We start from the raw sequence: 25,311 nt of genomic DNA, 5'->3' as shown, positions 1-25,311 counted from the left end.
GCGGTTAAGGGCCGAGGGCCGAAAGGTCAAGCGGGAAAGCTTACCAGCCCCCGCCTCCGCCGCCGCCTCCACCGCCGCCGGAGGAGCCGCCGCCGGAAAAACCGGAGGATGAACTCGATGGCGGCGGCGAGGGTATCGTCGACGCGATGGTGGAGGCCATCGACGAGGAGAAGCCGCCGATGCGATCGGAGAAGCTGCCGCTGTTGAAATCGCCGGAATACCAGGAGGGGGCATAGGCTGCGGCCGCGCCGGCGGCAGCGGCCGCAAGCCAGGTTTCGAAGGTGCGCGACCAGGGCTTTTCGACGCCGAGCGCCACCGCATAGGGCAGCAGCGTCTCGAAATGCTGCGGCGACATTTGTGGGGCGCCGGCCATATTCATGCGATCCTTCTCGGCCAGCGTCAGATATTGTCGCAGGCCGTCAATGCCGTCCATCATCCTGGCGCCGAGTGGCGTCGGCGCGCCCATGATGAAGAAATAGAGGACATTGAGCAGCACGATGCCGCCGACGGCAAAGAGCATCGGCGTCTCGTGCAATTCCACCAGCGACGAGGCAAGCGTCAGGACGATAATGGAAAGAATGCCGATGCCGACAAAAACGCCGACCGCTGCGGCGATGACGGCCATGACCTTGGCGAACAGCGATCTGCCCTGGTGCAGCGACTTGACCAAACCGGCGATGAAGACGGCAATAAAGACGGAAATGCCAATCGGGATCAGCATCAGCGCGATCGTATCCGGCTCCAGTGAGCCGAAGACGAACAACGCCACTAGGGCGGCGGCGCTCAGCGCAACGCCGCCGGTGGTGTAGCCGATGTTGGAATTATAATATTTGCCGCGATGCTCCCTCTCGATCGCCGAACGGAAGGACTGGCCGATCGTTTTCACCCGCTCACCATTCGCCTCGTCGATCGTCAGCGTCCGGCCTTCGCCGCCGGCAGCCTTCAGCAGCTCTGTCTCACCGGCCTGGAATTTCTCCTTGCCGAGCGGCTTGCCGGTGCCGCGGATGATGATCGAATCCTTGAGGTCTTCGAGCTTGACATAGCCGCGCACCGCAAGATTGAGGGCGGTTGCGGCAAGCGCCGTCCAGCCGCCGCCGGAGAAGCCCTTATTGTCGATATAGTTGACCAGCGCCGGCGAGATGCCGTCCGGCGCATCCCAGCGCGGCACGACGACGCCTCGGGCGGGGTCGCGGCCGACCTTCAGCCAGGATCTGAGGTAGTAGGCAAAAACCAGGATCAGGCCGCCGAAGCCGATGAAATAATTGCGGTTGTCCTTCAGCCACCAGGTGCTTTCCATGTCCGCGCCCGGCGGATCGATCGAGCCCTTCGGCATGCGGATCGCAAAGGTCAGGCCTTCATTGGGGCCAAGAGGCGCGGTGGTGGAAAAGACGATGCCGGCGCCGCTTTCGCTGACACTGGCATCCTTTCCCCTGGCGCCCTGCGGGCCGGTAAAGAAAGTCGTCTCGGTCGCGCTGACATCAGGCGGCAGGTTCACGGTTGCGGTGACTGACCTGATCGGAAAGATCCAGCCATTGCCGGTGACGTTCCAGTAGAGTTCGTCGTGATCGTCGAAGTAGCGGATCTGGCGGTTGGTCCGGTAGGTGAAGACATAGCGATGACGGCCCGGCGTCACCGTCACCTCGGCTGAGCCGGCATAAATGCGGATACCGCCGGATATCGATTCCGTGTGCCAGCGCTCGTTCGCGCCATCGCGCGTGACCGAGACCATGTCGAAATCGACGCTGCGGCGACGGCCGCCGGCGTCGGTGAAATAGAGCGGAAAATCCCGGAAGATGCCGTGGTTGATCCGGTTACCCTCGGCATTGACGATGATGGTTTCCGTCACCGTCATCACGCCGCTCTTTTCGAGCGCGATCTCGGAGGCGAAACTGTCGATCACCTCGGCTGCAAAGGCCGCCGGGGCGGCGACCATCAGGAGCAGCGCCAAGCAAAAACCGAAAAACCGACGCCCCATCCCTGTCTCCCCGCCGGCTGCCCCGGCTGCGCCTTGCTTCAATCCCTATCCCGATAGGTCACGCCAAGCGCGGCAAGCGTCCGCCAATAGGCGGGGAAGGTCTTGCCGACACAATCAGGATCGAGAATGGTGATGCCGTCGATCTTGAGGCCCGCAAGTGCGAAGCTCATCGCGATCCGGTGGTCGGCAAAGGTGTCGATCTCGGCCGGCAACGTCTGACCGGCGAGAGCAGGATCGGAGTGGACGATCAGATCGTCCCCCTCCTCGACGGCCAGACCTTCGCGGATATTGTTGAGTCCGGTGGACAGGGCGCGGATGCGGTCGCATTCCTTGACGCGCAGATTGGCGATGCCGACGAAGCGGACCGGCGTCTCGTTGAAGGCGGCCAGCACGGCGATGGTCGGAACGGCATCCTGCATCTGCGAGCCGTCGATTTCAGCCGGCAGATGCGGAAATTTGGCGATCGTCTCGTAGGCCTTGGCATCCGGCTGGGTGAAGGCATCGTTCGGCACGCCGAGATCGATCCTGCCATCGCTCAGCACTTCGGCCGCCCAGAGATAGGTCGCGGCGGATGCATCCGGCTCGATGACGAAATCGGCGGCGCGATAGCCGGTCGGCTCGACGCGCCAGGTGACGGGGCTGGTCTTTTCGACATTGGCGCCGAAGGCCTTCATCGCCGCGGTGGTGAGATCGATATAGCCAAGCGCGCCGATATCCTCGCCAACGAGTTCGATGTTGACCGGACGGTCGCCGCCGGCTGCCATCATCAGCAGCGCCGAAACATATTGGCTGGACAGCCCGCCATCGATCAGGATTCGATCGGCCTCAAAGCGGCCGGTGCCTCTGACGGTGACCGGCGGGCAGCCGGTCTCAGCTGCGACGTCGATGCCGAGTGTGCGCATCGCTTGAACCAGCGGTCCGATCGGGCGCTTGCGCATGTGCTCATCGCCGTCGACGATGACGGTGCCGTCGACCAGAGCCGCAGCCGCCGTCAGGAAGCGTGTGGCCGTGCCGGCATTGCCGAGGAAGAGCGGCGCCTTCGGCGGCATGAGTCTGCCGCTACCGGTGACGACAAAGGTCGTGTCGTCGGGCTCGTCGATCACAACGCCCATGGCGCGCAGCGCATCGGCCATATAACGGGTATCGTCGCTCTTCAGCGCACCGGTCAGCCGGCTCGTGCCCTTGGCAAGACCGGCGAGCAGCAGGGCGCGATTGGTGATCGACTTCGAACCCGGTGGCATCGCGCGGCCCGAAAGCGGCCGGCCCAGCGGGATGATCGTGAGTTTGGCTGTGCGTGTCATTCTATGTCTTCCGTCCATGAGCGAGGCTAAATCGCGTCGCCATCTGCCTTTGCTCTTAACCGCTTTCTCGCAAAGGCAAAATGCCGGATCGTCAGAATTTGACGCTGGGGACGGCGCGATCGGCCTCGTTGGTGATTTCGAAATAGTCGCGCTTGGCAAAACCGAACTGGCCGGCAACAAGATTGGAGGGGAAACTTTCGACCCTGACGTTCAGGTCGCGGGCCGCGCCATTGTAATAACGTCGCGCCATCTGCAGCTCACCTTCCATGGTTTCAAGCGACGCCTGCAGCTCGGCGAAATTCTGGTTGGCCTTGAGATCGGGATAGGCTTCGGCGAGCGCGATCACCCGGCCGAGCGCCTGGCCGAGCAGCCCTTCCGCCTGCGCCCTGCCGGCTACATCGCCCGATGGCACGGCCTGCGCCTTGTTGCGCAGCGCAACCACCTCCTCGAGCGTCGACTTTTCATGGGCGGCATAACCCTTGACCGTCTCGATCAGGTTCGGAATCAAATCGGCGCGGCGCTTCAGCTGGACGTCGATACCCGACCAGGCTTCCTCCGCTATCTGACGGGAGCGAACCAGGCCGTTGTAGATGAAGACGACATAGAGTGCGACCAGAACGATGACGCCAAGCGCAATATACATCGCGAATCCCCTGCAACGAAGTAATGTTTGTACAAAGACTACGCAGGATACCCGGCTGTCGTCAAACACCGATATGCGTGAGAATTCGAGCCGCCGTCTGCTCGGGCGAAAGGTCCGTCGTATCAATTTCGACCGTGTGTTCAGCCAGTCCGCGCAACAGTTTATAGTTTGCCCGGAGCTGTTGCAGCTTCACCGTATCCGTCAGCTTGAGCGCCTCGGATCGGCCGGGAGAGATGAGGCGCCTGGCATTCTCCTCCGGCGCGCAATCGAGGAGAACCGCGACCAGATCCGCGCCTCTGGCGGCAGCCAGATCGCGATACCAGGAGAACATCGCACTATCATGCTCGTCATCGGCAAGAGCATCGGTAAAGACGAAACTTTCAGCCGGATCAGCGCGCACGGCATGGTCGAAAAAAACCCGCCGAATCTGCTCACGCAGAGATAGATGCAGAGGGTTGCTGCGGGCGAAAAGCGCTTCGGCCGGATTAAGCAGCATGTGATTGTCGATAAGCCGCGCGCCGATTCTTTTCGCCAGCAGGCGGCCGATAGTTAGCTTCCCGGTGCCTGGCCAGCCGTTGATATGGACGATACGACTGGCAGGCTTTTGCGTCACGCCGCCTCTTTCGACAGGTTGACGCCGCCGGCGTCGGTCAGCAGGAAGGCTTCGCCACAGGCCTTGGCGAGCGTGCGCACCCGCAGGATGTAGCTCTGGCGCTCAGTGACCGAGATGACGCCGCGTGCGTCGAGCAGGTTGAAGACGTGGCTGGCCTTGATGCACTGGTCATAGGCCGGGAAGACGCATTTGTGCAGTCGCTGATTGTCGCTTTGGCCCGGCGCGCCGGCATCGAGCAGCGCCCGGCATTCCTTCTCGGCATCGACGAAATGGCGATGCAGCATTTCGGTATTGGCGAATTCGAAATTGTGACGCGAATATTCCTGCTCGGCCTGCAGGAAGACGTCGCCATAGCTGATCTTCTCGTCGCCTTCGCGGCCATTGAAATTGAGGTCGTAGACATTGTCAACGCCCTGGACGTACATGGCGAGGCGCTCGAGACCGTATGTCAGTTCGCCCGCGACCGGCGCGCATTCGATGCCGCAGACCTGCTGGAAATAGGTGAATTGCGAGACTTCCATGCCGTCGCACCAGCATTCCCAGCCGAGGCCCCAGGCGCCGAGCGTCGGGCTTTCCCAATCGTCCTCGACGAAACGGATGTCGTGCAGCAGCGGGTCGAGGCCGATCGCTGCGAGCGAACCGAGATAGAGTTCCTGCAGATTGGGCGGATTCGGCTTCAGGATGACCTGATACTGGTAATAATGCTGCAGCCGGTTCGGGTTTTCGCCATAGCGGCCATCCGACGGGCGCCGGGAGGGCTGGACGTAAGCCGCTTTCCACGGCTTGGGGCCGAGGGCGCGCAAGGTCGTTGCCGGGTGGAAGGTACCGGCGCCGACCTCCATGTCGTAGGGCTGCAGCACCGCGCAACCCTTGTCCGCCCAGTAGCTATGCAGGGTCAGGATCAGCGCCTGAAAGGAGCGCTTCGGGTTCATATGGTCTGGGAGAGCTGACATGGGATGGCACCGCTGGCTTGGGAATTATCGGCGCGACAGGTGCCATGGAGGGCGGCAGGGGTCAAGGGTTTTGCAGCGGTCGGGGTCGAACGTCGATGTGGAAGCGGAACCTAACTGCGCCTAACCTCAATCCAGCGATGGTGGGCTAGGCACCCCCTCTGTCCTGCCGGACATCTCCCCCACAAGGGTGGAGATTGGCAAGAGGCTTGACCATCGCCCCCTCTCTAACGGCAGCGACAATCACAATGCTCAGTTGCTTGGGGAAGCCGTCACGCCCAGCCGATCTCCCTCCTTGTGGGGGAGATGTCCGGCAGGACAGAGGGGGGTGCCCAGCCCACCTACGTTTGCGCGGCGGACCCGCAGCCGGATGAGGCAAATCCAAGGCTGTATCTATTCCTCATCCCGCTTCAGCCGATATTCCCCGGTCACGGGGTCCTTGACCAGCGTGCCGATCGCGCCGGTCTGGCGTTCCTTTTCGGCGCGGCGCGATTTTTCGGCGAGCTTGCGGGCATCGGACACGAAGCGGCGGTAGAGCCACCAGGCTGAGAACACCAGGACCAGGATCGTGATAAGCTGTGCCATGCCCCTCTCTTGCTCCTCTCAAAGCCCGAAGCGGCTCCACAATGCTCTCTCTTCCGCCGCTTCGACAAGTCCTGTTGCGAGACCTGCCCCCCCGCCTTCGAGTGTAACAGGCGATACGCCGGGAATGCGGCGGCCGAAGAGGCCGCGGCCGGCGGTGACGAGTTCCAGCCGGGTCTTCTGGCCGTAGCGCCGCTTCAATTCCTGGCGCATGTCGCCGAGGCCATCGATGAGGCCAAGCTCGAGGCCGCGGGTGCCGCTCCAGAACAAGCCGGAAAACACCGTCGCATCATCCGTCAGCTTGCCGGCGCGGCGCTCGCGCACCATTGCGATGAAGACCTGGTGGATTTCGAGCTGCAGGCTCTTGAGGTACTCGATATCCTTTTCCTTTTCCGGCTGGAACGGATCGAGGATCACCTTGTTTTCGCCGGCCGTATAGACGCGGCGCTCGACGCCGATCTTCTTCAGGAGTTCGGGAAAGCCGAAACCGCCGGAGACGACGCCGATCGAGCCGACGATCGAGGTGGCGTCGGCGATGATCTCGTCGCCGGCAAGCGCGATCATGTAACCGCCGGAAGCGGCGACATCCTCGACGAAGACCAGCACCTTCTTCTGCTTTTCGCGGGCGAGCTCGCGGATGCGGGTGAAGATCAGTCGGGACTGGACCGGCGAGCCGCCCGGCGAATTGATTGTTATGGCAACGGCCGGCGCCTCCTTCATGGCGAAGGCCTTTTCCAGGACGGGGGCGACATTGGCGAGATTGAGGGTGGGGCGGAACTGGCCGCCGCCGCTGATGATGGCGCCCTGCAGCCTGACGACGGGGATGGTGAGGCCCTCCTTGCGGAACCGTTTCGGCAGCAGCTTTCTCAAGAATCCGGCCATTTCCCATCCTTCGCTTCGGGTCGTACGATCGTCATTTCGCAATCGCATCCATGTATGCGCTGGAACGACAAACGCAATGGCCGCGTTCCTGAAAAACACCGGATTGATTTTCTTGTTGCGAATGACTTGCATTATCATTCTAATCGGTCATAGTGCACCGACGATAAACAGGTGGAAATGGCATGGACGCCCTCAATCCCAATGCAAACAGCGGCTGGCGGCACGAACGCGGCGAGGCGTCGCTGTCGGATGTCTACCGAACCGTCGGAACCGGACGTCACAGCTCGGTGTGGCGACGGGCGGCAGCCTTTGCCGGGCCGGGCTACATGGTCGCAGTCGGCTACATGGACCCGGGCAACTGGGCGACCTCGCTCGCCGGCGGTTCGAAATTCGGCTATGCGCTACTCACCGTCGCACTGCTTTCCAACCTGATGGCAATCGTGCTGCAATCACTCTGCGCGCGCCTGGCGATCGCCTCCGGCCGCGACCTCGCGCAGGCCTGCCGCGACGCCTTTCCCAAATGGGTTTCGGTGCCGCTCTGGGCCTTTGCGGAAATCGCCATCATCGCTACCGACATTGCCGAGGTGATCGGCACGGCAATCGGTCTCAATCTGCTGTTCGGCATTCCGCTTGAGCTCGGCGTTCTGATTACCGCGCTCGACGTCTTTCTGATCCTCTTCCTGCAGAGGCTCGGCTTCCGCTGGGTGGAAGCCTTCATCATCGCCTTGCTTGGGGTAATCGCGCTCTGCTTCGGCGTGCAGATCTTCCTTGCCGATCCGCAATGGGGCGCCGTCATCACCGGCTTCTTCCCGACGACCGAGATCGTCACCAACCCGGAAATGCTCTATTTGGCGCTCGGCATCCTCGGTGCGACCGTCATGCCGCACAATCTCTATCTGCACTCCGGCATCGTGCAGACGCGGGCCTATGGTCACACGATCCCCGAGAAGAAGGAGGCGCTGACCTATGCGACGATCGACTCCACCGTCGCGCTCTGTTTCGCGCTGTTGATCAATGCCTCGATCCTGATCCTTGCAGCCGCCGCCTTCAATGCCAATGGCAAGACCGATGTCGTCGAGCTCGGCAACGCCTATGCGCTGCTGTCGCCGCTGCTTGGCCTCGCCATCGCCCCGACGCTCTTCGGCATCGCGCTTCTCTGCTGCGGCCTCAACTCGACGGTGACGGCGACGCTTGCCGGCCAGATCGTCATGGAAGGCTTCCTCAAGATCCGGCTGAAACCCTGGGTGCGCCGGCTGATCACCCGCGCTATCGCCATCGTGCCGGCAGCGGTCGTCACCATCTGGTACGGCAACCAGGGCACGGCTGAACTGCTGATCCTCACGCAGGTCGTGCTCAGCCTGCAGCTTTCCTTCGCCGTCTTCCCGCTGGTGATGTTCACCGCCAGCCGGGCCAAGATGGGCGAACTCGTGGCGCCGCGCTGGCTGAGCGGCATCGCCTATGTGATTGCGGTCGTGATCGCTGGGCTGAACGTCAAGCTGCTCTTCGACTTCGTCACCGGCTAGCGTTTGACGATCGCAGCCTGGAATAGGCCGCCCGGCCATTGTTGAAATCGTCGACCAGAGGGGAGAATTTGTGGCTTCCCTCTTCGTGCATGACGAGGGCCGCGCGCAGCGACAGCCGCGCCCGTGAGCCCTTGATGGCGGTCACCAGGATGCGGACGGCATTTTCCCCGGGGCGCGGATGGATGGCCGTCACCTCGATGCCGCCGAAGCGGCGGCCGCAGGCATCGATGATCTCGGCGATCGACTGGGGTCTGGCGATCAGCGACAATTGCCCGCCCGGGATCATGATGGCGCCGGCCGTGCGGATCCAGCTTTCGAACAGGCCGTCGGTCATCGCATGGGCTTCGGCCTTCAGCGCATCGGGCGTGCGCCGGTCGCCGGCATCGTTGAAGGGCGGGTTCATGATCACGTGATGGAAGCTTTCATCGGCAAGGCCGGCATCGTTGCGTGCCTTGGCGGTCAGCGTCACATCGGCCTCGACGACACTGAGGCGGGCGGCGAGATGGGCATTTTCCGGCAACAGGATGCTGCGGCGGGCATAATCGGCCATCTCGGCAGAGCGTTCGAACAGCAACACCTCTGCATTGACAAGGCGCGAGGCGACGGCAAGGCCGGCGGCGCCGGCGCCGGCGCCGAGATCGGCAACCCTGATCGCGCGATCGTCGGCGACGAGGGCGGCCAGCAGCATCGCATCCATGCCGGCGCGATGGCCCCTCCCCTTCGGCTGCACCAGATGAAAGGCGCCGCGATGGAAGGCGTCGATAGTTTCAGCGGGGCCGATGGTCATCGTCCGCTCACGTCCTGTCGCGCAGTTCGCCGCCGAGGCCGGCGTCGATCAAAATGCGGCGGGCCCGGTCGGCCATGTCCTCATCCACCAGCAGGCGGCGCGGCAGCATGCCGAGCGAGCCTTCCAGCACGCTCATGCCCTGATCGGCGATGAAGCAGTGAATTCCGGCATCCTTCATCAGGCTCTCGGCGAAGGAGAGCAGAACGGGATCGTTAGCGCGGATAAGTTCATGCATTTGCCGTCTTTTTCCTTCCAATTTCGGCTAACGCGACAATTCACCCCTTGCCGCGTCCATCGCCCCTTTCTATTGTCAGATGCAATGAGTGAACAGGAGTCCGGGTCGTTGGGCGTGGTCATACCGCTTGAAGAAAGCAAAAACAAACTGGCATCCATCAAGCCGTTGGTCGATCTCACCCGGGCTGACATGGAGCGGGTGAACCAGCTCATTCTGTCCAAGGCCGGCTCCGACGTGCAGATGATCCCCGAAGTGGCGAACCATCTGATCTCATCAGGCGGCAAGCGGCTGCGGCCGATGCTGACGCTGGCGGCCGCCTCACTGTTCGACTATCGCGGCGAAAACCACATCAAGCTCGCCACCTCGGTCGAATTCATGCATACGGCGACGCTGCTGCATGACGACGTCGTCGACGAAAGCGACCTGCGCCGCGGCAAATCGACTGCGCGGATGATCTGGGGCAACCAGGCAAGCGTGCTGGTCGGCGACTTCCTGCTCGGCCAGGCCTTCCGCATGATGGTCGATGTCGGCTCGCTCGATGCGCTCGACGTCCTGTCTTCCGCGGCATGCGTGATCGCCGAAGGTGAAGTGCTGCAGCTTTCCGTCGCCAAGAACATGGAAACGACGGAGGACGATTACCTCTCCGTCATCCGCGCCAAGACGGCGGCTCTCTTTGCGGCTGCCGCCGAAGTCGGGCCGATCGTTGCCGATGCCGGCCGCTCCGGCCGCAATGCGCTGAAATCCTACGGCATGAATCTCGGCCTCGCCTTTCAGCTCGTCGACGACGCGCTCGACTATGGCGGCAAGGCCGCCGATCTCGGCAAGAATGTCGGTGACGATTTCCGCGAAGGCAAGATCACGCTGCCCGTCATCCTCGCCTATCGCCGCGGCACGACGGAAGAGCGCGCATTCTGGCGTGATGCGATCGAGGCCGGCAACAGCAGCGACGCCAACCTGGAAAGAGCGCTCGGGCTGATCACCAAATACGGCACGCTGAGCGACACGATCGGCCGGGCGGTCCATTACGGCACGATCGCGCGGGACGCGCTGGCGCCGCTACCCGATACGGTATGGAAATCCGCTCTGATGGAAGTGATCGACTTCTGCATCGAGCGCGTCAATTGATCGAACGCCGCGATCGAAGCTGATTTTCTTGCAGCGCCGCTCCAAAAAAGCCATCCTGTTATGACTCAGTGATGACGACTGATTTGCGACCGGCAGCGGCCGGACGCTCTCGAAGAAAGGTTTTCTAATGCGGCAGAGAATTGCCATCCGTCTCCTTACGAGCGCAGCGCTGGCGGCTGTCCTTTCGCTTGGCGGCGTTGCCGGCGTGAGTGCCGAAGATGCGGCCACGGCGGGCGATGCCGGCAAAGCCGAGAGCTTCTTCGATGCCGATAACGTCACCACGTTCTCAGGCGCCTTCCTCGCCGCGCGCACAGCCGATGTCGATCACGATTACGAGACCGCGATCGCGCTCTACAAGAAGGCGCTGCAGATCGAGCCCGGCAATCCCGAGATCCGTCAGCGGCTGATGATCTCGCTGCTGCTCAACGGCGACATCAAGGAAGGCGTCAAATACGCCAATGATCTGAAGAGCGATCCTTCGGTCGAGCGTATCACCACGATCGTGCGCGCCATGGATGCCGTGCGCCGCGACGACTACAAGACAGCCGAGTCGATCCTGAAATATAAGGGTCCGAACGATCTCGACCGGATGATGAACGACCTGCTGCTCGCCTGGGCCCGCGTCGGCGCCGGCCGCGGCAAGGAAGCGCTCGCCATGGTCGAGAAGATGAAGGGCCCGGACTGGTTTCGCATCTTTCAGAACTACAATGCCGGCGCGATCGCCGTCGTTACCGGCGATGTGAAGTCGGCCCGCCAGCATCTCAACGACGCCGTGCTCGACAAGGAAGGCGGGGCGACGGCGCCCGACACGTTCATGCGCGCGGTGATGGCGCTTGCCCGCCTGGAGGCGGCGCAGGGCAACAAGCAGAAGGCGCTCGATGCGGTTTCCGTCGGCGATAACCTGCTGCCGAACTACGCGCCGCTGAATGCGCTGCGCGACAGCATCGAGAAGGCCGAGAAGCAGGAGCAGCAGGTCAAGACGGCCGAAGAAGGCGCCGCCGGCGTGCTCTTCTCCGTCGGCGGTGCTCTGAACCGCGATGGCGCCGAGGATATCGTCTCTCTCTACCTGCAGACCGCGAAGGCGCTCGACCCCAACAGCGCCGATACACTGGTGCTGCTCGGCGGCATCGCCGAAAAGCAGAACCAGATGGACCGCGCCATCTCCCTCTATAAGAAGGTGCCGGAAGATTCGCCGATGCGGCGCATCTCCGAGCTTCAACTCGGCCTCGCCCTTGCCCAGGGCGGCAAGGTCGACGAGGCGCGCAAGCACCTGCAGGCGCTGATCGCCTCCGATCCGAAGGATATCCGCAGCTACCTCGCCTATGGCAGCGTGCTCTCCGACGCCAAGGACTACGAGGCGATGGCCGCCAATTACGACAAGGCGGTCGAAGTGATCGGCCCAATCCCCGGCCGCGCCAACTGGAGCGTCTTCTTCCAGCGCGGCATTGCCTATGAGCGGCTGAAGAAGTGGGAGCAGGCCGAACCGAATTTCCGAAAAGCCCTGGAGCTCAACCCCGACCAGCCGCAGGTGCTGAACTATCTCGGCTATTCCTGGATCGACATGAACCGGAATCTCGACGAAGGCCTCGCCATGATCAAGAAGGCTGTCGATCTTCGCCCTGACGACGGCTACATCATCGATTCGCTCGGCTGGGCCTATTTCCGCCTTAACCGCTTCGACGACGCCGTCGACGAGCTGGAGCGGGCTGCGCAGATCAAGGCCGGCGACGCGACGATCAACGACCATCTCGGCGATGCCTACTGGCGGGTCGGGCGCAAGCTCGAAGCAGTCTACCAGTGGAACCGGGCGCTCGCCTCCGAGCCTGAAGCGGCCGAAATTCCGAAGATCAAGGAAAAGATCGCAAACGGCCTGCCCGCTAGCGACGATGCCAAGGCGGCCGACAAGAAGCAACCGGATCCGGCGCCGGTCACGCCGCCGCCGGTCGACAAGAAGTCCTGACGGGCGCGACCGATGCCTGAGCAGGGCTTGGCCGACGCTTTCGGCGTCACCGAAGAGGCGCGCGCGAAGATCAATCTCGCCCTGCATGTGACGGGCCAGCGGCCGGACGGCTATCACCTGCTCGATATGCTGGTGACCTTCGCAGATTGCGGCGACCGGCTGGGCTTCCTGCCCGCGCAGGCCGACGCCTTCACCCTGTCGGGCCGCTTCGGAGAGACGCTTGCCGGCGACGGCGACACCAACCTTGTAATCAGAGCGCGCGATTTGCTGCGCGAGGCTGTCGGCGCCCTTGCCTTCCCTGTTCACATCCATCTCCAGAAGAACCTGCCCGTTGCCTCCGGCATCGGCGGCGGCTCGGCCGATGCGGCGGCGACCCTGCGGGGGCTAATGCGCCTCTGGGGCTTGCGATTGCCGGTGGAAACGCTGGCGGCGCTGGCGCTGAAGCTCGGCGCCGACGTGCCCATGTGCCTCGAGAGCCGGCCGCTGATTGCCCGCGGCATCGGGGAGGAGATCGAAGCCGTGCCCGATCTGCCGGCCTTTGCCATGGTGCTGGCCAACCCGCTGAAGGGGGTTTCGACGCCGGAGGTTTTCCGCCGGCTCACGGCAAAGAACAATTCACCCCTGACGCTCGCACACACCGAAGGCTGGCTTGCGGCGATCGGCGCGGCTCGCAACGACCTGGAGCCACCGGCACGCGAAGCCGTGCCCGAAATCGCGGCGATCTCGGCGATGCTGCAGGCTGAGGGCGCTCTTCTTGCCCGCATGTCCGGCTCCGGCGCCACCTGCTTCGGGATCTTCGCCGATATGGCCGCCGCGCGCCATGCGACGGCAGCTCTTCACGAGGCGCAGCCCGACTGGTATTTCCAGGCGACGGAAACGGTTTCGGGAGGCATGTGATGGCAGGTTTGGACGAAAAACGGCCCTTCATCGCCGTCGGCATAGCCGTCCTCACCGTCTCGGATACGCGCACGCCGGAGACGGACAAGTCCGGCGATACGCTGGCGGTGCGGATCGCCGAGGCCGGCCACAGGCTGGTCGAGCGAGCGATCGTGCCCGATGACCGGGAGAAAATCGCCGCTCAGGTCAAAGCCTGGACCGAGCGTGATGAGATCGATGTCGTTATCACGACGGGCGGCACCGGCTTTACCGGCCGAGACGTGACGCCCGAGGCGCTGGAGCCGCTGTTCGAAAAGCGCATGGATGGCTTTTCCGCTGTCTTCCACCGTATCTCCTATGACAAGATCGGCACGGCGACCATCCAGTCGCGCGCCACCGCTGGCGTTGCCAACTCCACCTTCATCTTCGCCCTGCCCGGCTCGCCCGGAGCCTGCCGGGACGCCTGGGACGGCATATTGAAAGCACAGCTCGACTATCGGAGCTTGCCTTGCAACTTTGTCGAGATCATGCCGCGCCTGGACGAGCATCTGAAACGCGGCGCAAAGAAATAGACTGGCGCTGCCGTTACAGTGCCGCGGTCGCGCCGTCGAAAACCTGATTTAGACTTTCGAGGCCGACGCGCTGGCCTGTGTTATGTGGCAATGCCCGGCAGAGCCGGCATCGAATCCCAGCCATCACCCGACAGCAGAATGCAACTTATGCCGTGGACATCCGTGACGACGAGCGTCCAGGTGCCGCTTTTGGCGGCATAGACCTCGAGAACGGCGTTTTGGTTGATCAGGCCGACGGCGGTGAGCTTCTCACCGAAATTCCTGTCGAGGAAACTGATGACGTCGGGTCGGCCTGCGCAACTGAGCATCGTCTGCGATGCTGCCGAATTCGGATGCGCGATTACCAATGTCGGCAATATGACGGCCAGCAGGCCGTAGATCCTACCGCGTACGCCGCAGATCCTGCCGCGCATGCGGTAAATCCTACCGCGTGGCATGACGCACCTCCTTTCGCCGGAAACCCGGCAGAAGAGGAGATTTTTCGCCGACCTGTTCTGCCGTTCACCGGCATTCCACGGCATCCGTTGCGAAGCGCGGCGCTTCGGCGGCGCCATAGGTGAATTATAGCGCGAAATCCGATTGGGCGCCATCTTTGCGCGATGGCGGGACGTAATCACCAAAGCGCGCTTGCGACGAGACCAGTCATCCGGCTGCCGCCACCTTCCCGCTTGCGGGCGAAGGGGATATGCCGCGCCAGCTTCCTCCATCTCGACGTTGCATTGGGCACGTCACCTCGCCCCGCTTCTACGGGGAGAGGGTTAGGTGAGGGACAATCTCTCAGACAGCGTAGATGCAGCGATGGGCATTCTACCGCGTGGCACGCGCCACCCAGGAAGGAATCAATTCACTTGCAAGCTTGCGCGGCTTCTGGCCCTTGTCGAAGTCGGCAACAGGCATCCCGCTTCTGGCGGCGGCGAGCGCCAGGTTCTTCGGCATCAACAAGCCAAGCTCCAGCGGCGGTCGACCGCGGGCAACGCGCTGGAAGAACGGGCGTCGATAGCCGCGCGAGGCGGCAAAGCGCGCGGGTGTCTTATTCAGCGCCACATATTCGGCGATCTCATCGATCCAGCCGGCCTGGGGCCTGGCGCCCGGCTCGATAAAGAGCAGCCATTCGCCTCGGGCGGAGCGCACGATGTCCTTGATATCCCACTGTGAATGGAAACGGCAGCCGGCGGCGTCGGCAACCCGCGAGGTGCCGTCGCGCGAGCCGTGATCAAGCACGATCACATCGCTGACGAGTCCTTCCACCGCGCCTGCCACCAATACCGATAAGGTCTGCGCCAGTTCGGATTCCTGATCCTGGCATTCGAGAACAACCGTCAACATCGATTATTCATAATGCGCCGCACAATTTTTTGCCAGTACCGTTTTGCGTATTTTGTTCTTGCATTGTTCTCATTTTACCGATAGGAATTTAATCATCACAAACGGCGGAGACAACGGCTTTCCGCTGCGGGAGAATCCGATGAGAGAGCAGTCCCTGGCAGGGCAGGCCGCATTCGCGCCTGCCAATACGGCAGATATTGCCGATGCGATGATCGTGTCCTCCGGTCTTCGGGTCGAGGTTGACCGGCGGCGCGGGCGTGGAGCGGGACTGAACCCAACAGGGCGGTTCGAAGCGCTGCAGCGGGAGACCTTCGACGACGGTTGGCAAACGTTGGAAGAACTGCCACCGTTCAAGACCGAGGTTCAGATCGAAAAGCCGCGCACCGCGATTACACGCAATGAATCGCCGGATCTTTCCTTCGACCGCTCGATCAATCCCTATCGCGGCTGCGAGCACGGCTGCATCTATTGTTTCGCCCGCCCGACGCACGCCTATATGGGGCTTTCGGCGGGGCTCGATTTCGAGACGAAGCTCTTCGCCAAGCCCGATGCGGCGAAGCTCTTGGAGCGGGAGCTCGCCAAGCCGGGGTACAAGGTGAGGGTGATCGCGATCGGCACCAATACCGACCCTTATCAACCGATCGAGAAGGAATGGCGCATCATGCGCGGCATCCTCGAGGTGCTGAACAAGGCGAACCATCCGGTGTCGATCGTCACCAAGTCGGCGATGATCCTGCGCGATCTCGACATTCTGCAGGAGATGGCCGGCAAGAACCTGGTGCGCGTCGGCATCTCGGTCACCACGCTCGACCGCAAGCTTGCCCGGGCGATGGAACCGCGCGCCGCCACGCCGCCGCGACGGCTGGAGACCATTCATGCGCTCTCTGAGGCAGGGATCCAGACTGCCGTCATGGCCGCTCCGCTGATCCCGGCGCTGAACGATCACGAATTGGAGCGCATTCTGGAATCGGCGAAGGCTGCCGGCGCAACCGAGGCGAGTTATGTCATCCTCAGGCTGCCGCTTGAAGTCAGCCCGCTCTTTCGCGACTGGCTGCTGCAGCACTATCCCGATCGTTACCGGCACGTGATGTCGCTGGTGCGCTCGATGCGCGGCGGCAAGGATTACGACGCCGAATTCGGCAAGCGCATGAAGGGCGCCGGCCCCTATGCCTGGCAGATCGCCCGGCGTTTCGAAATGGCGGCGAAACGCTTCGAGCTGACGCGGCGCAGCGTGCCGTTGCGCGACGATCTGTTCGTGCCACCGGATGGCAGCGGCGTACAGCTGTCGCTGCTCTGATTTTTTAAGCTTGCGCATCGGCTGCTCAGAAAATCCGCCCTGTTTTCGAGCCCCGAGCGCAATTTCCGCGGATGGCCCTGACCGCCTCCATCCGCCGGACCGTCCCCGGCCGCCGCCCTGATCCGGGGACTTGCGGGAAATCGGGTTGGCGTGCGAGGTTCAGCCGCATGAAACGCCGCACGCCACCCGATTCTCCCCTGCTTTTCGACACGGTCCCTCTCGTGCCGGATTTCAAGCTCGAGCTCAAAGCCCGCAAGGCCGGCCACTGGCCGGTCGCCGGCGCCGACGAGGCAGGCCGCGGGCCGCTGGCGGGCCCCGTGGTGGCCGCTGCGGTCATCCTCGATCCGAAGCGCATCCCTGAAGGCCTCAACGATTCCAAGCAGCTCTCGGCCCAGCGGCGCGAAGAACTCTTCGCGCAGATTCTGGCGACGGCGACGGTTTCCATCGCCTCCTCCAGCTCGACCCGGATCGACGAAACGGACATACGCAAGGCAAGCCTTGACGCGATGCGCCGCGCCATCTGCAGCCTCGCCATTCCCGCAAGCTACGTGCTGACAGATGGGCTTGATGTGCCGCCCGGCCTCGATTGCCCAGGACAGGCCGTGGTCAAGGGTGACGCCCGCTCGGTTTCTATCGCCGCCGCCTCTATCGTCGCCAAAGTGACGCGCGATCGGATGATGGCGCGGGCGCATCATGTATTTCCCGATTACGGTTTTGCGGCCCACGCCGGCTACGGCACGGCGCAGCACCGCGCCGGCATTGAACAGCACGGCCCCTGCTCCCTGCACCGGATGAGCTTTCGGCCACTGCGGAAGGACGGCGACGAGCCTGAGATGGACGAACTGCTTTCGGAATAGTCGCCGAAAAAAGATCGGCATATTCCGCCTTTGGACTGGCGATCAGCCCCTCATCCGGCTGCCGCCACCTTCTCCCCGCATGCGGGAGAAGGGGATATACCGCACCCTCTCCGTTCCCCTCTTAGTCTAGCTCTCGCAGACACGTCCATTCTTCCCTCGGGAAGGAGAGCGTAAGGCCATCCGAGAGCGAGCTGCAAAAGGACAGGGTGGAGGGGAAAGAAAGGTTGCTGCATGCCCCCTTCTCCCTGCAAGCGGGGAGAAGGTGGCGGCAGCCGGATGAGGGGCGGACGCCGGAGCAGGGACGCTACGCTGCCTCCGCACGAGGCCAAGCAAAGAACAGGCCTTATCACCAAAGAAAAAGGCCGGGACATGCCCGGCCTTTCCTTATTCCAGTCGATACTGCTCAGTTGAGCCGTGTCTTGACCTGTCCGACGGCGTTGCCGAAGAGCTCGGCCTGGACCTTGCCGTCGGCCTTCTTGGCGAGCACCGTTTCTGCGGCCGCGATGGCAAGGTCGACGGCGGCCGAACGCACCGCCTTCATCGCATCGGCCTCGGCCTGCTTGATCTTCTGCTCCGAGAGCGCCGTGCGGTTGGCGACGAATTCTTCCGTCTTCTTCTTCGCCTCGGCGGTCAGCATCTCGGCTTCGCGCTCAGCGGCGGCAACGATATGGGCCGCTTCCGCTTCCGCTTCCTTGCGCTTGCGCTGGTATTCAGCGAGCAGATGCTGGGCTTCCTCGCGCAGGCGCTTGGCTTCGGCCAATTCATTGCGGATCTGGTCGGCGCGGTCGTCGAGCGAGCGTGCCATCATGCCCGGAACCTTCAGATAGACGACCAGCGCCAGGAAGAGGACGAGGCCGACAAAGGCGAAGAAAGTCGCGTCGAAATGAAATTCCATCGATCAAGCCTCCTTCTTGGCGGCCGCGACGGCGGCGGCGACATCTGCCTGCGCAGCGCTGCTGCCGATCAGTTGTTCGACGACGGCGGCTGCCGTTTCCTCGGCAATGGTGCCGACGTCGGCGAAGGCCTTGGCCTTGATGTCGGCGATCCGGGCTTCCGCAGCCTTGATCTTTTCCGACAGGCTGGCCTCGACGGTGCGGCGATCCTCTTCGGCCTTGACCTTCGCGGCGTCGCGGGCGGCGGAACCGATCGCGTGGGATTTGGCGCGGGCAGCGGCCAGTTCGCCTTCATAGGTCTCGACGGCGGCATCGGCTTCCGCTTTCAGGCGGCCTGCTTCTTCCAGGTCCTGGGAGATGCGCGTGTGGCGCTGGTCGAGGATGGCCCCGATGCGCGGCGCAATGACCTTTTGCATAAGGAGGTAGAAGACGCCGAACGTAATCACCAGCCAGAGCAGCTGGGATGCGTAGGTCGTCGAATCGAAAGGCGGGAACGGGCCGCGGGCGTGTTCGCCTTCGGCAACACCGGTCTCGGTATGGACCTCGCCTGCGGCCGGAGCGGCATGCGCATCCGTACCGGTCGCTGCCGCCGGTGCTTCTTCAGCGTAAGCCGGGGTCACAAAAAACATGCTCACCTCCAGGTGGACTGCAAATGCAAAGGATCACGGCTTGCGGTCGCAGGCCGTGATCCATCTATTCGCCGATATCAGACAGCGAAGAGGAGGAGGAGAGCGACGAGCAGCGAGAAGATGCCCAGAGCTTCCGTAACGGCGAAGCCGAATACCAGACGGCCGAACTGGCTGTCAGCGGCAGACGGATTGCGCAGAGCGCCGGAGAGGTAGCTGCCGAAGATATTGCCGAGGCCGAGAGCCGTACCGGCCATACCAAAGCAAGCCAGGCCTGCACCGATGAACTTTGCTGCTTCCGCTTCCATGTTGAACTCCTTTGAAATGGTTGTTGCGGCGAATGACTGACGCCCTGGAGACGTCGTTGTCGTTATCCTTAGTGCCCGCCTGGATGGATTGCGTCGTTGAGGTACATGCAAGTCAGCACCGCGAAGACGTAAGCCTGAAGGAAGGCGACGAGGAACTCGAGACCGGTCAGGGCGACGGTCATGATGAGGGGAAGAACGGCGCCGCCGACACCGACCGCACCGAGGGTTCCAAGCGAGGCGACGAAGCCTGCGAACACCTTCAGCGTGATGTGACCGGCGAGCATGTTGGCGAAAAGACGAACGGAGAGCGAAATCGGACGGGACAGGAAGGAAATGATCTCGATCGAGACGACCAGCGGCAGCAATATGCCGGGCACGCCCGAGGGCACGAAGACATTCAGGAAGTGGAAGCCGTGCTTATAGAAACCGTAGGCGAGCACCGTACCGATGACGAGAATCGCCAGCGCGAAGGTGACGATGATCTGGCTGGTGATCGTGAAGAAATAGGGGAACATGCCGAGCAGGTTCGCCGTCAGCACGAACATGAAGAGCGAAAAGACCAGCGGGAAGAACTTCATCCCCTGCTTGCCCGCGCCCTCTTTCAGCATGTTGGCGATGAATTCATAGGACATTTCCGCGACCGACTGCGAACGACCCGGCACGATGGCGCGGTTCGAGGTCGAGAAATAAAGGAAGCCTGCAGCAACGGCTGCCGAAGCGACCATGAAGAGCGACGCGTTGGTGAACGAAAAATCAATTCCGCCGATTTCGATCGGCACAATCTTCTGGATCAGGAACTGATGAGTCGGATCGTTAGACACCGCTTGTTCTCTCTCTTTGGCCCGCAGGACGCGGGGTCATTGCACTGGACCGGGACCGGCCCCCTATTTCTTTTCGTCCTTGTCCAGAGGGTGGGCCACCACCCCCGCAGAACGCAGCACGTTCAGAACGCCGGCACAGAATCCGAGAAGCAGAAGAACAATCAACCCCCAAGGCGCCGTGCCAACAAAACGGTCGAGAAGATAGCCAAGGACGGCGCCGACGACGATCGCGGAAATGAACTCGCTGGAAAGCTTCATCGCCTGGGCATAACCTTTGCGGCTTTCCTCGGCGCGGGCTTCGCTTGCCTCTTCCACTTTCGCCTCTACGCGCTTGGTCGCGAGTTCCGCTTCCAGCTGCGCACGGCGCTTCTCAAGACTTTCCTCGCGGTCGTCCGCCATGGATCTCTCCTCGCCTGCCCGTCGCCCGCACTCCCGCTACCCCGGTCATTCGGACCCCGGACGCGAAGGTTGAGACCCTTCCGGCCCGTTCTGAAGTCGCGCGCAACATAGTTTTAGGGCTTGGTATAGTCAAGGCGTAGACGGCTTCTGTCCAGCCAGAAAATAAATTTGTGAAATCAAAGGGATAAGTCGATTTCCGGCCGAGCGCGCAAATTCGACGGAAAGAATCCGCTTTTGGGGGCGGAAAATCGGCATCGCCCCAACGCTTTCTCTCAGCTCCAGCCGCCGCCATAGGTGCGATAGAAGACATGAAGACCGATGCGCCCGACCTTTTCCATGGTCTTTGCCCATTTCGGGCGGACGTAAACGGCATGGTAGTGCGTCGCCGACCCCACCTGCGGCAGCCAGATTCTGCCTGATGTCACCGCCATGGCCACGTCGCGGGCGACCCGCCAGTGATATTGCGAATTCACCCGGTCCTTGATGGCGTCGCAGGCGAAGGAAAACTGGCAGCGGTTGCGCCAATCCTCGTTCTGGTAGACGACGCCGCAGATGCTCTTGGGATAGGCGGGGTTGCGAACGCGGTTGAGTATGACCTGGGCGACGGCCGCCTGGCCCTTCACCGATTCCCCGCGCGCCTCGAAATATATGCCTGAGGCAAGGCATTGCTGCTCGCGGGCGGAAAAGACGCTCGGCGGCAGCACGCTTGCGGCCCAGGCGTGGTCGCCCGGACCGATCTGGGGGACGAAGCGGCCGCTTTCCGGTTCGGTCAGGATCGAATCGAACGGCGAGTGGCGGGCATAATCCGGTGCCGCCGGCGCATAGGCGGTGGCAAGCACGTCGGCCTTGTTGCTGGTGACGAGGCTTGCGAGCATCGCCGGCATGCCGACCTCCGGCCTCACCGGCTGTTTCCTATAGAAAGAGGTGGCGATCTCGATTTCCCTACCCTGGATCTTCGGCTTGACGAAAGCCGACCTGTCCTTGAGATCGAAATTCGGAGTGAACAGCATCTTGGTGCGCTCAAGAATGGAGCCGGCGGAAAAGTCTTTCGGCGGCTGCATCTTCTCGATGGCGACGACGCGGCCCTTCTTCGTGCCGCGAATGACCCGGTCCTCGTCCGGCGTGTCCTCGTGCCCCTTGTCCTTGGCCGTAAATGCCACCTTGCGGCCGTCGGGCAGCACCATGCCGGCGCCTGAGGCGATCGAGCTGGTCGCTGCCGGATCGGCGAAGGCGAGCTCGGCCTGATGGATGGAACCGGCCGGCGAATTGGTCAGCACCATGCGCCAGCTCTCCCCCTCACGGTCGAGACCGGCAAGCATGGTGGCGAGATCGGCGTGGGAGGCAACGCTCGGGAAGATCAGCCAGCCGGCAAGTCCGAAGACGACGGGCGACACCCAGTTCTCGGGAAGAAGACGCAGCTTGCTACGGGAAGGGCTCTTTCGACGCAACACGAACTCCGGGCATGGAACGCGGGAACATGCCATCGAAAATCTCTCATTAACCTTGATGCCTGGTTAACGAGGCGTGCCGGAAGTAGCAGTGTGAGTTTTTGGATGTTCTAATATGGCTGATAACCTCGTCCACCAGGAGCCGCTGCGCTCGTGGTGGCGCTATGCCTGTTGACCCGAACCTGCGGGGCGAGTTCGACGGAAACGAATCCCAATCTCCGTCGTCCTCGGCCTTGAGCCGAGGACCCATGCCTCAGCTGCTGGTGGGTGCGGTGTGGATGCTCGGCTCAAGACAGCTCAAGGCCGAGCATGACGGAGGTTAGGTGGCGGAAGGGCAGATCCAAAGCGCGGGCGCTGACGTCAGCAATCACTTCCCATCCATCAAATAATAACGTGCGAGCCCAGCTCCACCACCCGGTTGGCCGGCAGGCGGAAATAGTCCGAGGGGTTGGCGGCGGCGTTGGCCAGCGCGATGTAGAGCCGGTCCTGCCAGTAGGGCATGCCCGACTTGGCATCCGGCACCAGCTTGCGACGGCCGAGATAGAAGGAGGTCGACATGATGTCGAACTTCAGTCCGGTCTTGCGCAGCGTCGCGAGCGCCTGCGAGACGTTCTGCGATTCCATGAAGCCGAACAGCAGTTCGACACGGGAGAAACGCGGGGAAATCTGCTCGACCTTGTAGCGGTCCTGGCTCGCCACCCGCGGCTTATTGACGGTGCGGATCGTCAGGATGACGTTGCGGTCGTGAAGCACGTGGTTGTGCTTGAGGTTGTGCAGCAGGGCGGCGGGGGCCGATTCCGGATCGCTGGTCAGGAAGATCGCCGTGCCCGGAACCTGGGCCGGCGAATGTTCGCTCTTTCGCTCGATGGAACTGACGAAGGAGGCGAGCGGAATATCGGTGTGCCGGGTCTTCTCCATCAGGATCGCGGTGCCGCGGCGCCAGGTCCACATGACGACGGTAAAGGCGGTGGCGATCAGGATCGGGATATAGCCGCCATCGTGGATCTTCAGAAGGTTGGCGCCGAGGAAGATCATTTCCAGCACGACGAGTGGCGCGAGCGCGATCACGGCGACCGGCAGCGACCAGTTCCAGCGTGCGCGGACGAATTCGAAGGCCATGATCGAGGTGACGACCATGGCGCCGGTGACTGAGATGCCGTAGGCGGTCGCCAATGCGTCCGAGGTCTTGAAGCTCAGCACCAGGAAGATGACGCCGAAGAACAGCACGGCGTTGACCGACGGCACGAAGATCTGTCCCGTATTGGTTTCTGAGGTGAAAAGGATTTCCATGCGCGGCAGGAAGCCGAGGTTGATGCCCTGGCGCACCAGCGAAAAGGCGCCCGTTATGACGGCCTGGCTGGCGATGATCGTCGCCGCTGTCGCCAGGATGACGACCGGCAGCAACGCCCATTGCGGATACATCAGATAGAAGGGGTCGGACATCGTCATCGGATTGCCGAGGACGAGCGCACCCTGCCCGAGATAATTCAGCGTCAGCGCCGGAAACACCAGCAGGAACCAGGCCCATTGAATCGGGCGGCGGCCGAAATGGCCGAGGTCGGCATAAAGCGCCTCGGCGCCCGTTACCGTCAGGAAGACGGCACCGAGCACGACGACGCCGTAAAAGCCCTCATGTAGCAGGAAGCTGACAGCATAATAGGGGTTGAAGGCGGCGAGGATGCCGAAATCGTCCGAGATATGGGAGATGCCGGCGGCGGCCATGACGAGGAACCAGAGAGCAGTGATCGGCCCGAAGAACTTGGCGACGGCACCGGTGCCGCGCGATTGCACGACGAAGAGCAGCGCCAGGATCACCACCGAGATCGGCACGATATATTCCGCCAGGCTGGGCGTGACGAGTTTCAGACCTTCGACCGCCGACAGCACCGAAAGTGCCGGCGTGATCATCGCATCGCCGAGGAACAGGGCAGCGCCCATCAGTCCGAGCAGCATCAGCAGTGCGGTATGGCCGTTGGCGGTCTTCATCAGAAGGGCGAGCAGCGACAATGTGCCGCCCTCACCGTCGTTGTCGGCGCGCAGCAGGAAGAGGACGTATTTGATGGTGACGATAATGGTCAGCGCCCAGATCATCAGGGAAATAAGACTGATGATCTCGAAACGAGTGACGCCGTCATGGGCGACGGGCTTCAGCGCTTCGCGAAAAGCGTAGAGCGGGCTCGTGCCGATATCGCCGTAGACGACACCAACGGAACCGAGCGCGAGATAGAACAGCTTGCGCGGCGTCATGTGGCGTTCGTGCGGATCGCTCTCTTCGGACATGAAATTTCAACAGGCTCTTCAGAGCCAGCCTTTCCAGCGAAAAAAGAAAAAGGGGATGACGGCTGATATTACCATCAAGGCCAGCGAATAGGGATAACCCGCCGCCCAGGCCAGTTCCGGCATGACCTGAAAATTCATGCCATAGATGGAAGCGACCAATGTCGGCGGCAGGAACACGACGGAGGCGATCGAGAAAATCTTGATGATCGAGTTCTGTTCGATGTTGATGAGGCCGAGCGAGGCGTCGAGCAGGAAGGTGATGTTGCCGGCGACAAAGGAGGCATGCTCCGACAGCGATTGAATATCGCGCGAGACGGTGCGGCAGAGCTCCTTCGCCTCGTGGTCCTGCTGGATCGCCGGGACCGTGTAAAAGAACGTCAGAAGCCGGGAAAGCGAGCCGAGACTGTCGCGCAGCTTGCTGATCATGCGGTGATGACCGGCGATATCGCGCAATTTCTGCTCGAGGTAGTTCGAAGGCTTGCGGACCTTATTCGCCCTGCCGAAGACATGCGTCGACAAGATGTCGATGCGCGAGACGGAGGTTTCGAGGATTTCGGCGGTCCGGTCGACGATCGTCTCCAGCAGCTTGGCGAGAAGGGCCGCACCGCTGCGCCAGTTTTCCGGCAGCCGGTGAAGGGCGGCGATGAACAGCGCAAAGGATTTCGGTTGGGCGTAGCGGATGGTGACCAGGCGGTTTCCGGCCAGGATGAAAGCGACATCGGTCAGCGTCGGCGCGTCGGTGTCCGCCTTCCAGACGAGCGAAGCGGTCATGAAGACGGCGTCGTTTTCGATATAAAGGCGAGCCGACGGTTCGATGTCCTTGAGATCGTCGCGAGTCGGGACCTCGATGCCGAGAACCTTCTCGACATAAAGCTCCTCCTCGCGGCTCGGCTCGAGCATATCGATCCAGACGACATCCTCGGGAAAGGATGCCGGCTGCGAGAAATCGCGGATCTCGACCGATTTGCAATTGGAACGGTAAGCGGTGATCACCGGCAGCGTCTCCGATGCTCACGACACTTCGTGGTCATC

Annotated in this window: 26 protein-coding genes; 7 read left to right on the top strand and 19 right to left on the bottom strand. The window is 62.4% G+C overall.

Features of this window, described 5'->3' with window-relative positions; translation table 11 throughout:
* Positions 1–40: 40 nt before the first annotated feature.
* From FHT70_RS16535 to FHT70_RS16505, 7 genes are all read right to left on the bottom strand, one after another.
* The gene (locus tag FHT70_RS16535) at positions 41–1,975 is read right to left on the bottom strand and encodes a DUF2207 domain-containing protein (protein ID WP_183703046.1); all 1,935 of its coding nucleotides are present in this window, start codon (positions 1,973–1,975) and stop codon (positions 41–43) included.
* A 38-nt stretch (positions 1,976–2,013) separates the two neighbouring features.
* Complete coding sequence (aroA, locus tag FHT70_RS16530) at positions 2,014–3,276, bottom strand: 3-phosphoshikimate 1-carboxyvinyltransferase (RefSeq protein WP_183703044.1); 1,263 nt, start codon at positions 3,274–3,276, stop codon at positions 2,014–2,016.
* Between the two features lie 91 nt (positions 3,277–3,367).
* On the bottom strand, positions 3,368–3,919 hold the full coding sequence (locus tag FHT70_RS16525; RefSeq protein ID WP_183703042.1) for a LemA family protein: 552 nt from the start codon (positions 3,917–3,919) through the stop codon (positions 3,368–3,370).
* 61 nt (positions 3,920–3,980) lie between these two features.
* On the bottom strand, positions 3,981–4,532 hold the full coding sequence (locus tag FHT70_RS16520; RefSeq protein ID WP_183703040.1) for an AAA family ATPase: 552 nt from the start codon (positions 4,530–4,532) through the stop codon (positions 3,981–3,983).
* Entirely contained in the window at positions 4,529–5,485 is a 957-nt protein-coding gene (locus FHT70_RS16515; RefSeq protein WP_064694016.1) for a glycine--tRNA ligase subunit alpha, read from the bottom strand. Before FHT70_RS16515 ends, FHT70_RS16520 begins: the two co-directional genes overlap by 4 nt.
* Before the next feature lie 390 nt (positions 5,486–5,875).
* Positions 5,876–6,067 carry a hypothetical protein gene (locus FHT70_RS16510; protein WP_003584596.1) on the bottom strand — a complete coding sequence of 64 codons (192 nt, stop codon included), beginning with the start codon at positions 6,065–6,067 and terminating at the stop codon, positions 5,876–5,878.
* Between the two features lie 18 nt (positions 6,068–6,085).
* Entirely contained in the window at positions 6,086–6,946 is an 861-nt protein-coding gene (locus tag FHT70_RS16505; RefSeq protein WP_183703038.1) for a S49 family peptidase, read from the bottom strand.
* Positions 6,947–7,128: 182 nt separating this feature from the next.
* On the opposite strand from FHT70_RS16505, the gene FHT70_RS16500 reads away from it, so the two are divergent.
* Complete coding sequence (locus tag FHT70_RS16500; protein ID WP_183703036.1) at positions 7,129–8,469, top strand: Nramp family divalent metal transporter; 1,341 nt, start codon at positions 7,129–7,131, stop codon at positions 8,467–8,469.
* Here the strand turns inward: FHT70_RS16500 and FHT70_RS16495 are convergent.
* Both FHT70_RS16495 and FHT70_RS16490 read right to left on the bottom strand, forming a co-directional pair.
* Positions 8,459–9,256 carry a methyltransferase gene (locus tag FHT70_RS16495; protein ID WP_183703034.1) on the bottom strand — a complete coding sequence of 266 codons (798 nt, stop codon included), beginning with the start codon at positions 9,254–9,256 and terminating at the stop codon, positions 8,459–8,461. The two genes, FHT70_RS16500 and FHT70_RS16495, sit on opposite strands and share 11 nt — an antisense overlap.
* Before the next feature lie 7 nt (positions 9,257–9,263).
* Entirely contained in the window at positions 9,264–9,491 is a 228-nt protein-coding gene (locus tag FHT70_RS16490) for a DUF2007 domain-containing protein (protein ID WP_085777151.1), read from the bottom strand.
* 108 nt (positions 9,492–9,599) lie between these two features.
* Between FHT70_RS16490 and FHT70_RS16485 the strand changes: the two genes are divergently transcribed.
* The 4 genes from FHT70_RS16485 (at position 9,600) to moaB (ending at position 14,024) form a co-directional block, all read left to right on the top strand.
* Positions 9,600–10,616 (top strand): polyprenyl synthetase family protein, encoded by a 1,017-nt coding sequence (locus FHT70_RS16485; RefSeq protein ID WP_183703032.1) that lies wholly within the window; start codon positions 9,600–9,602, stop codon positions 10,614–10,616.
* A gap of 127 nt (positions 10,617–10,743) precedes the next feature.
* On the top strand, positions 10,744–12,576 hold the full coding sequence (locus FHT70_RS16480) for a tetratricopeptide repeat protein (RefSeq protein ID WP_183703029.1): 1,833 nt from the start codon (positions 10,744–10,746) through the stop codon (positions 12,574–12,576).
* 12 nt (positions 12,577–12,588) lie between these two features.
* A complete protein-coding gene (locus FHT70_RS16475; RefSeq protein ID WP_183703026.1) occupies positions 12,589–13,473 on the top strand; it encodes a 4-(cytidine 5'-diphospho)-2-C-methyl-D-erythritol kinase in 885 nt (294 codons plus the stop codon).
* Positions 13,473–14,024, top strand: a complete 552-nt coding sequence (moaB, locus tag FHT70_RS16470) for a molybdenum cofactor biosynthesis protein B (protein WP_183703025.1) — start codon at positions 13,473–13,475, stop codon at positions 14,022–14,024. The genes FHT70_RS16475 and moaB overlap by 1 nt, the downstream gene beginning before the upstream one ends.
* Before the next feature lie 80 nt (positions 14,025–14,104).
* On the opposite strand, the gene FHT70_RS16465 is transcribed toward moaB, so the two are convergent.
* Both FHT70_RS16465 and FHT70_RS16460 read right to left on the bottom strand, forming a co-directional pair.
* Positions 14,105–14,461 (bottom strand): hypothetical protein, encoded by a 357-nt coding sequence (locus FHT70_RS16465; RefSeq protein WP_183703022.1) that lies wholly within the window; start codon positions 14,459–14,461, stop codon positions 14,105–14,107.
* A 370-nt stretch (positions 14,462–14,831) separates the two neighbouring features.
* Complete coding sequence (locus FHT70_RS16460) at positions 14,832–15,350, bottom strand: glycosyltransferase family A protein (RefSeq protein WP_183703019.1); 519 nt, start codon at positions 15,348–15,350, stop codon at positions 14,832–14,834.
* 139 nt (positions 15,351–15,489) lie between these two features.
* Between FHT70_RS16460 and FHT70_RS16455 the strand changes: the two genes are divergently transcribed.
* Positions 15,490–16,647: a PA0069 family radical SAM protein gene (locus FHT70_RS16455; protein ID WP_183703016.1), complete on the top strand. Its 1,158-nt coding sequence runs from the start codon at positions 15,490–15,492 to the stop codon at positions 16,645–16,647.
* 167 nt (positions 16,648–16,814) lie between these two features.
* Positions 16,815–17,504 carry a ribonuclease HII gene (locus tag FHT70_RS16450; RefSeq protein ID WP_183703011.1) on the top strand — a complete coding sequence of 230 codons (690 nt, stop codon included), beginning with the start codon at positions 16,815–16,817 and terminating at the stop codon, positions 17,502–17,504.
* Positions 17,505–17,907: 403 nt separating this feature from the next.
* Here FHT70_RS16450 and FHT70_RS16445 read toward each other — a convergent pair whose 3' ends face one another.
* From FHT70_RS16445 to FHT70_RS16410, 8 genes are all read right to left on the bottom strand, one after another.
* Positions 17,908–18,399 (bottom strand): F0F1 ATP synthase subunit B, encoded by a 492-nt coding sequence (locus FHT70_RS16445; protein WP_183703009.1) that lies wholly within the window; start codon positions 18,397–18,399, stop codon positions 17,908–17,910.
* Positions 18,400–18,402: 3 nt separating this feature from the next.
* On the bottom strand, positions 18,403–19,026 hold the full coding sequence (locus tag FHT70_RS16440) for a F0F1 ATP synthase subunit B (RefSeq protein WP_085777142.1): 624 nt from the start codon (positions 19,024–19,026) through the stop codon (positions 18,403–18,405).
* A gap of 77 nt (positions 19,027–19,103) precedes the next feature.
* Positions 19,104–19,331 (bottom strand): F0F1 ATP synthase subunit C, encoded by a 228-nt coding sequence (locus tag FHT70_RS16435; RefSeq protein ID WP_003588243.1) that lies wholly within the window; start codon positions 19,329–19,331, stop codon positions 19,104–19,106.
* Positions 19,332–19,399: 68 nt separating this feature from the next.
* A complete protein-coding gene (locus FHT70_RS16430; protein WP_085777141.1) occupies positions 19,400–20,152 on the bottom strand; it encodes a F0F1 ATP synthase subunit A in 753 nt (250 codons plus the stop codon).
* 63 nt (positions 20,153–20,215) lie between these two features.
* The gene (locus FHT70_RS16425; protein ID WP_183703006.1) at positions 20,216–20,551 is read right to left on the bottom strand and encodes an AtpZ/AtpI family protein; all 336 of its coding nucleotides are present in this window, start codon (positions 20,549–20,551) and stop codon (positions 20,216–20,218) included.
* A 272-nt stretch (positions 20,552–20,823) separates the two neighbouring features.
* A complete protein-coding gene (locus FHT70_RS16420) occupies positions 20,824–22,035 on the bottom strand; it encodes a cell wall hydrolase (RefSeq protein WP_183703002.1) in 1,212 nt (403 codons plus the stop codon).
* Between the two features lie 345 nt (positions 22,036–22,380).
* Positions 22,381–24,279 carry a potassium transporter Kup gene (locus FHT70_RS16415; protein WP_085777138.1) on the bottom strand — a complete coding sequence of 633 codons (1,899 nt, stop codon included), beginning with the start codon at positions 24,277–24,279 and terminating at the stop codon, positions 22,381–22,383.
* An 18-nt stretch (positions 24,280–24,297) separates the two neighbouring features.
* Entirely contained in the window at positions 24,298–25,272 is a 975-nt protein-coding gene (locus tag FHT70_RS16410; RefSeq protein WP_183702999.1) for a magnesium transporter CorA family protein, read from the bottom strand.
* Between the last annotated feature and the right edge of the window lie 39 nt (positions 25,273–25,311).

The organism is Rhizobium sp. BK049 (assembly GCF_014193135.1).
Lineage (GTDB): Bacteria > Pseudomonadota > Alphaproteobacteria > Rhizobiales > Rhizobiaceae > Rhizobium.
The sequence above is the reverse complement of the archived record's forward strand: the minus strand, read 5'-3'. Positions and strand labels throughout refer to the sequence as shown.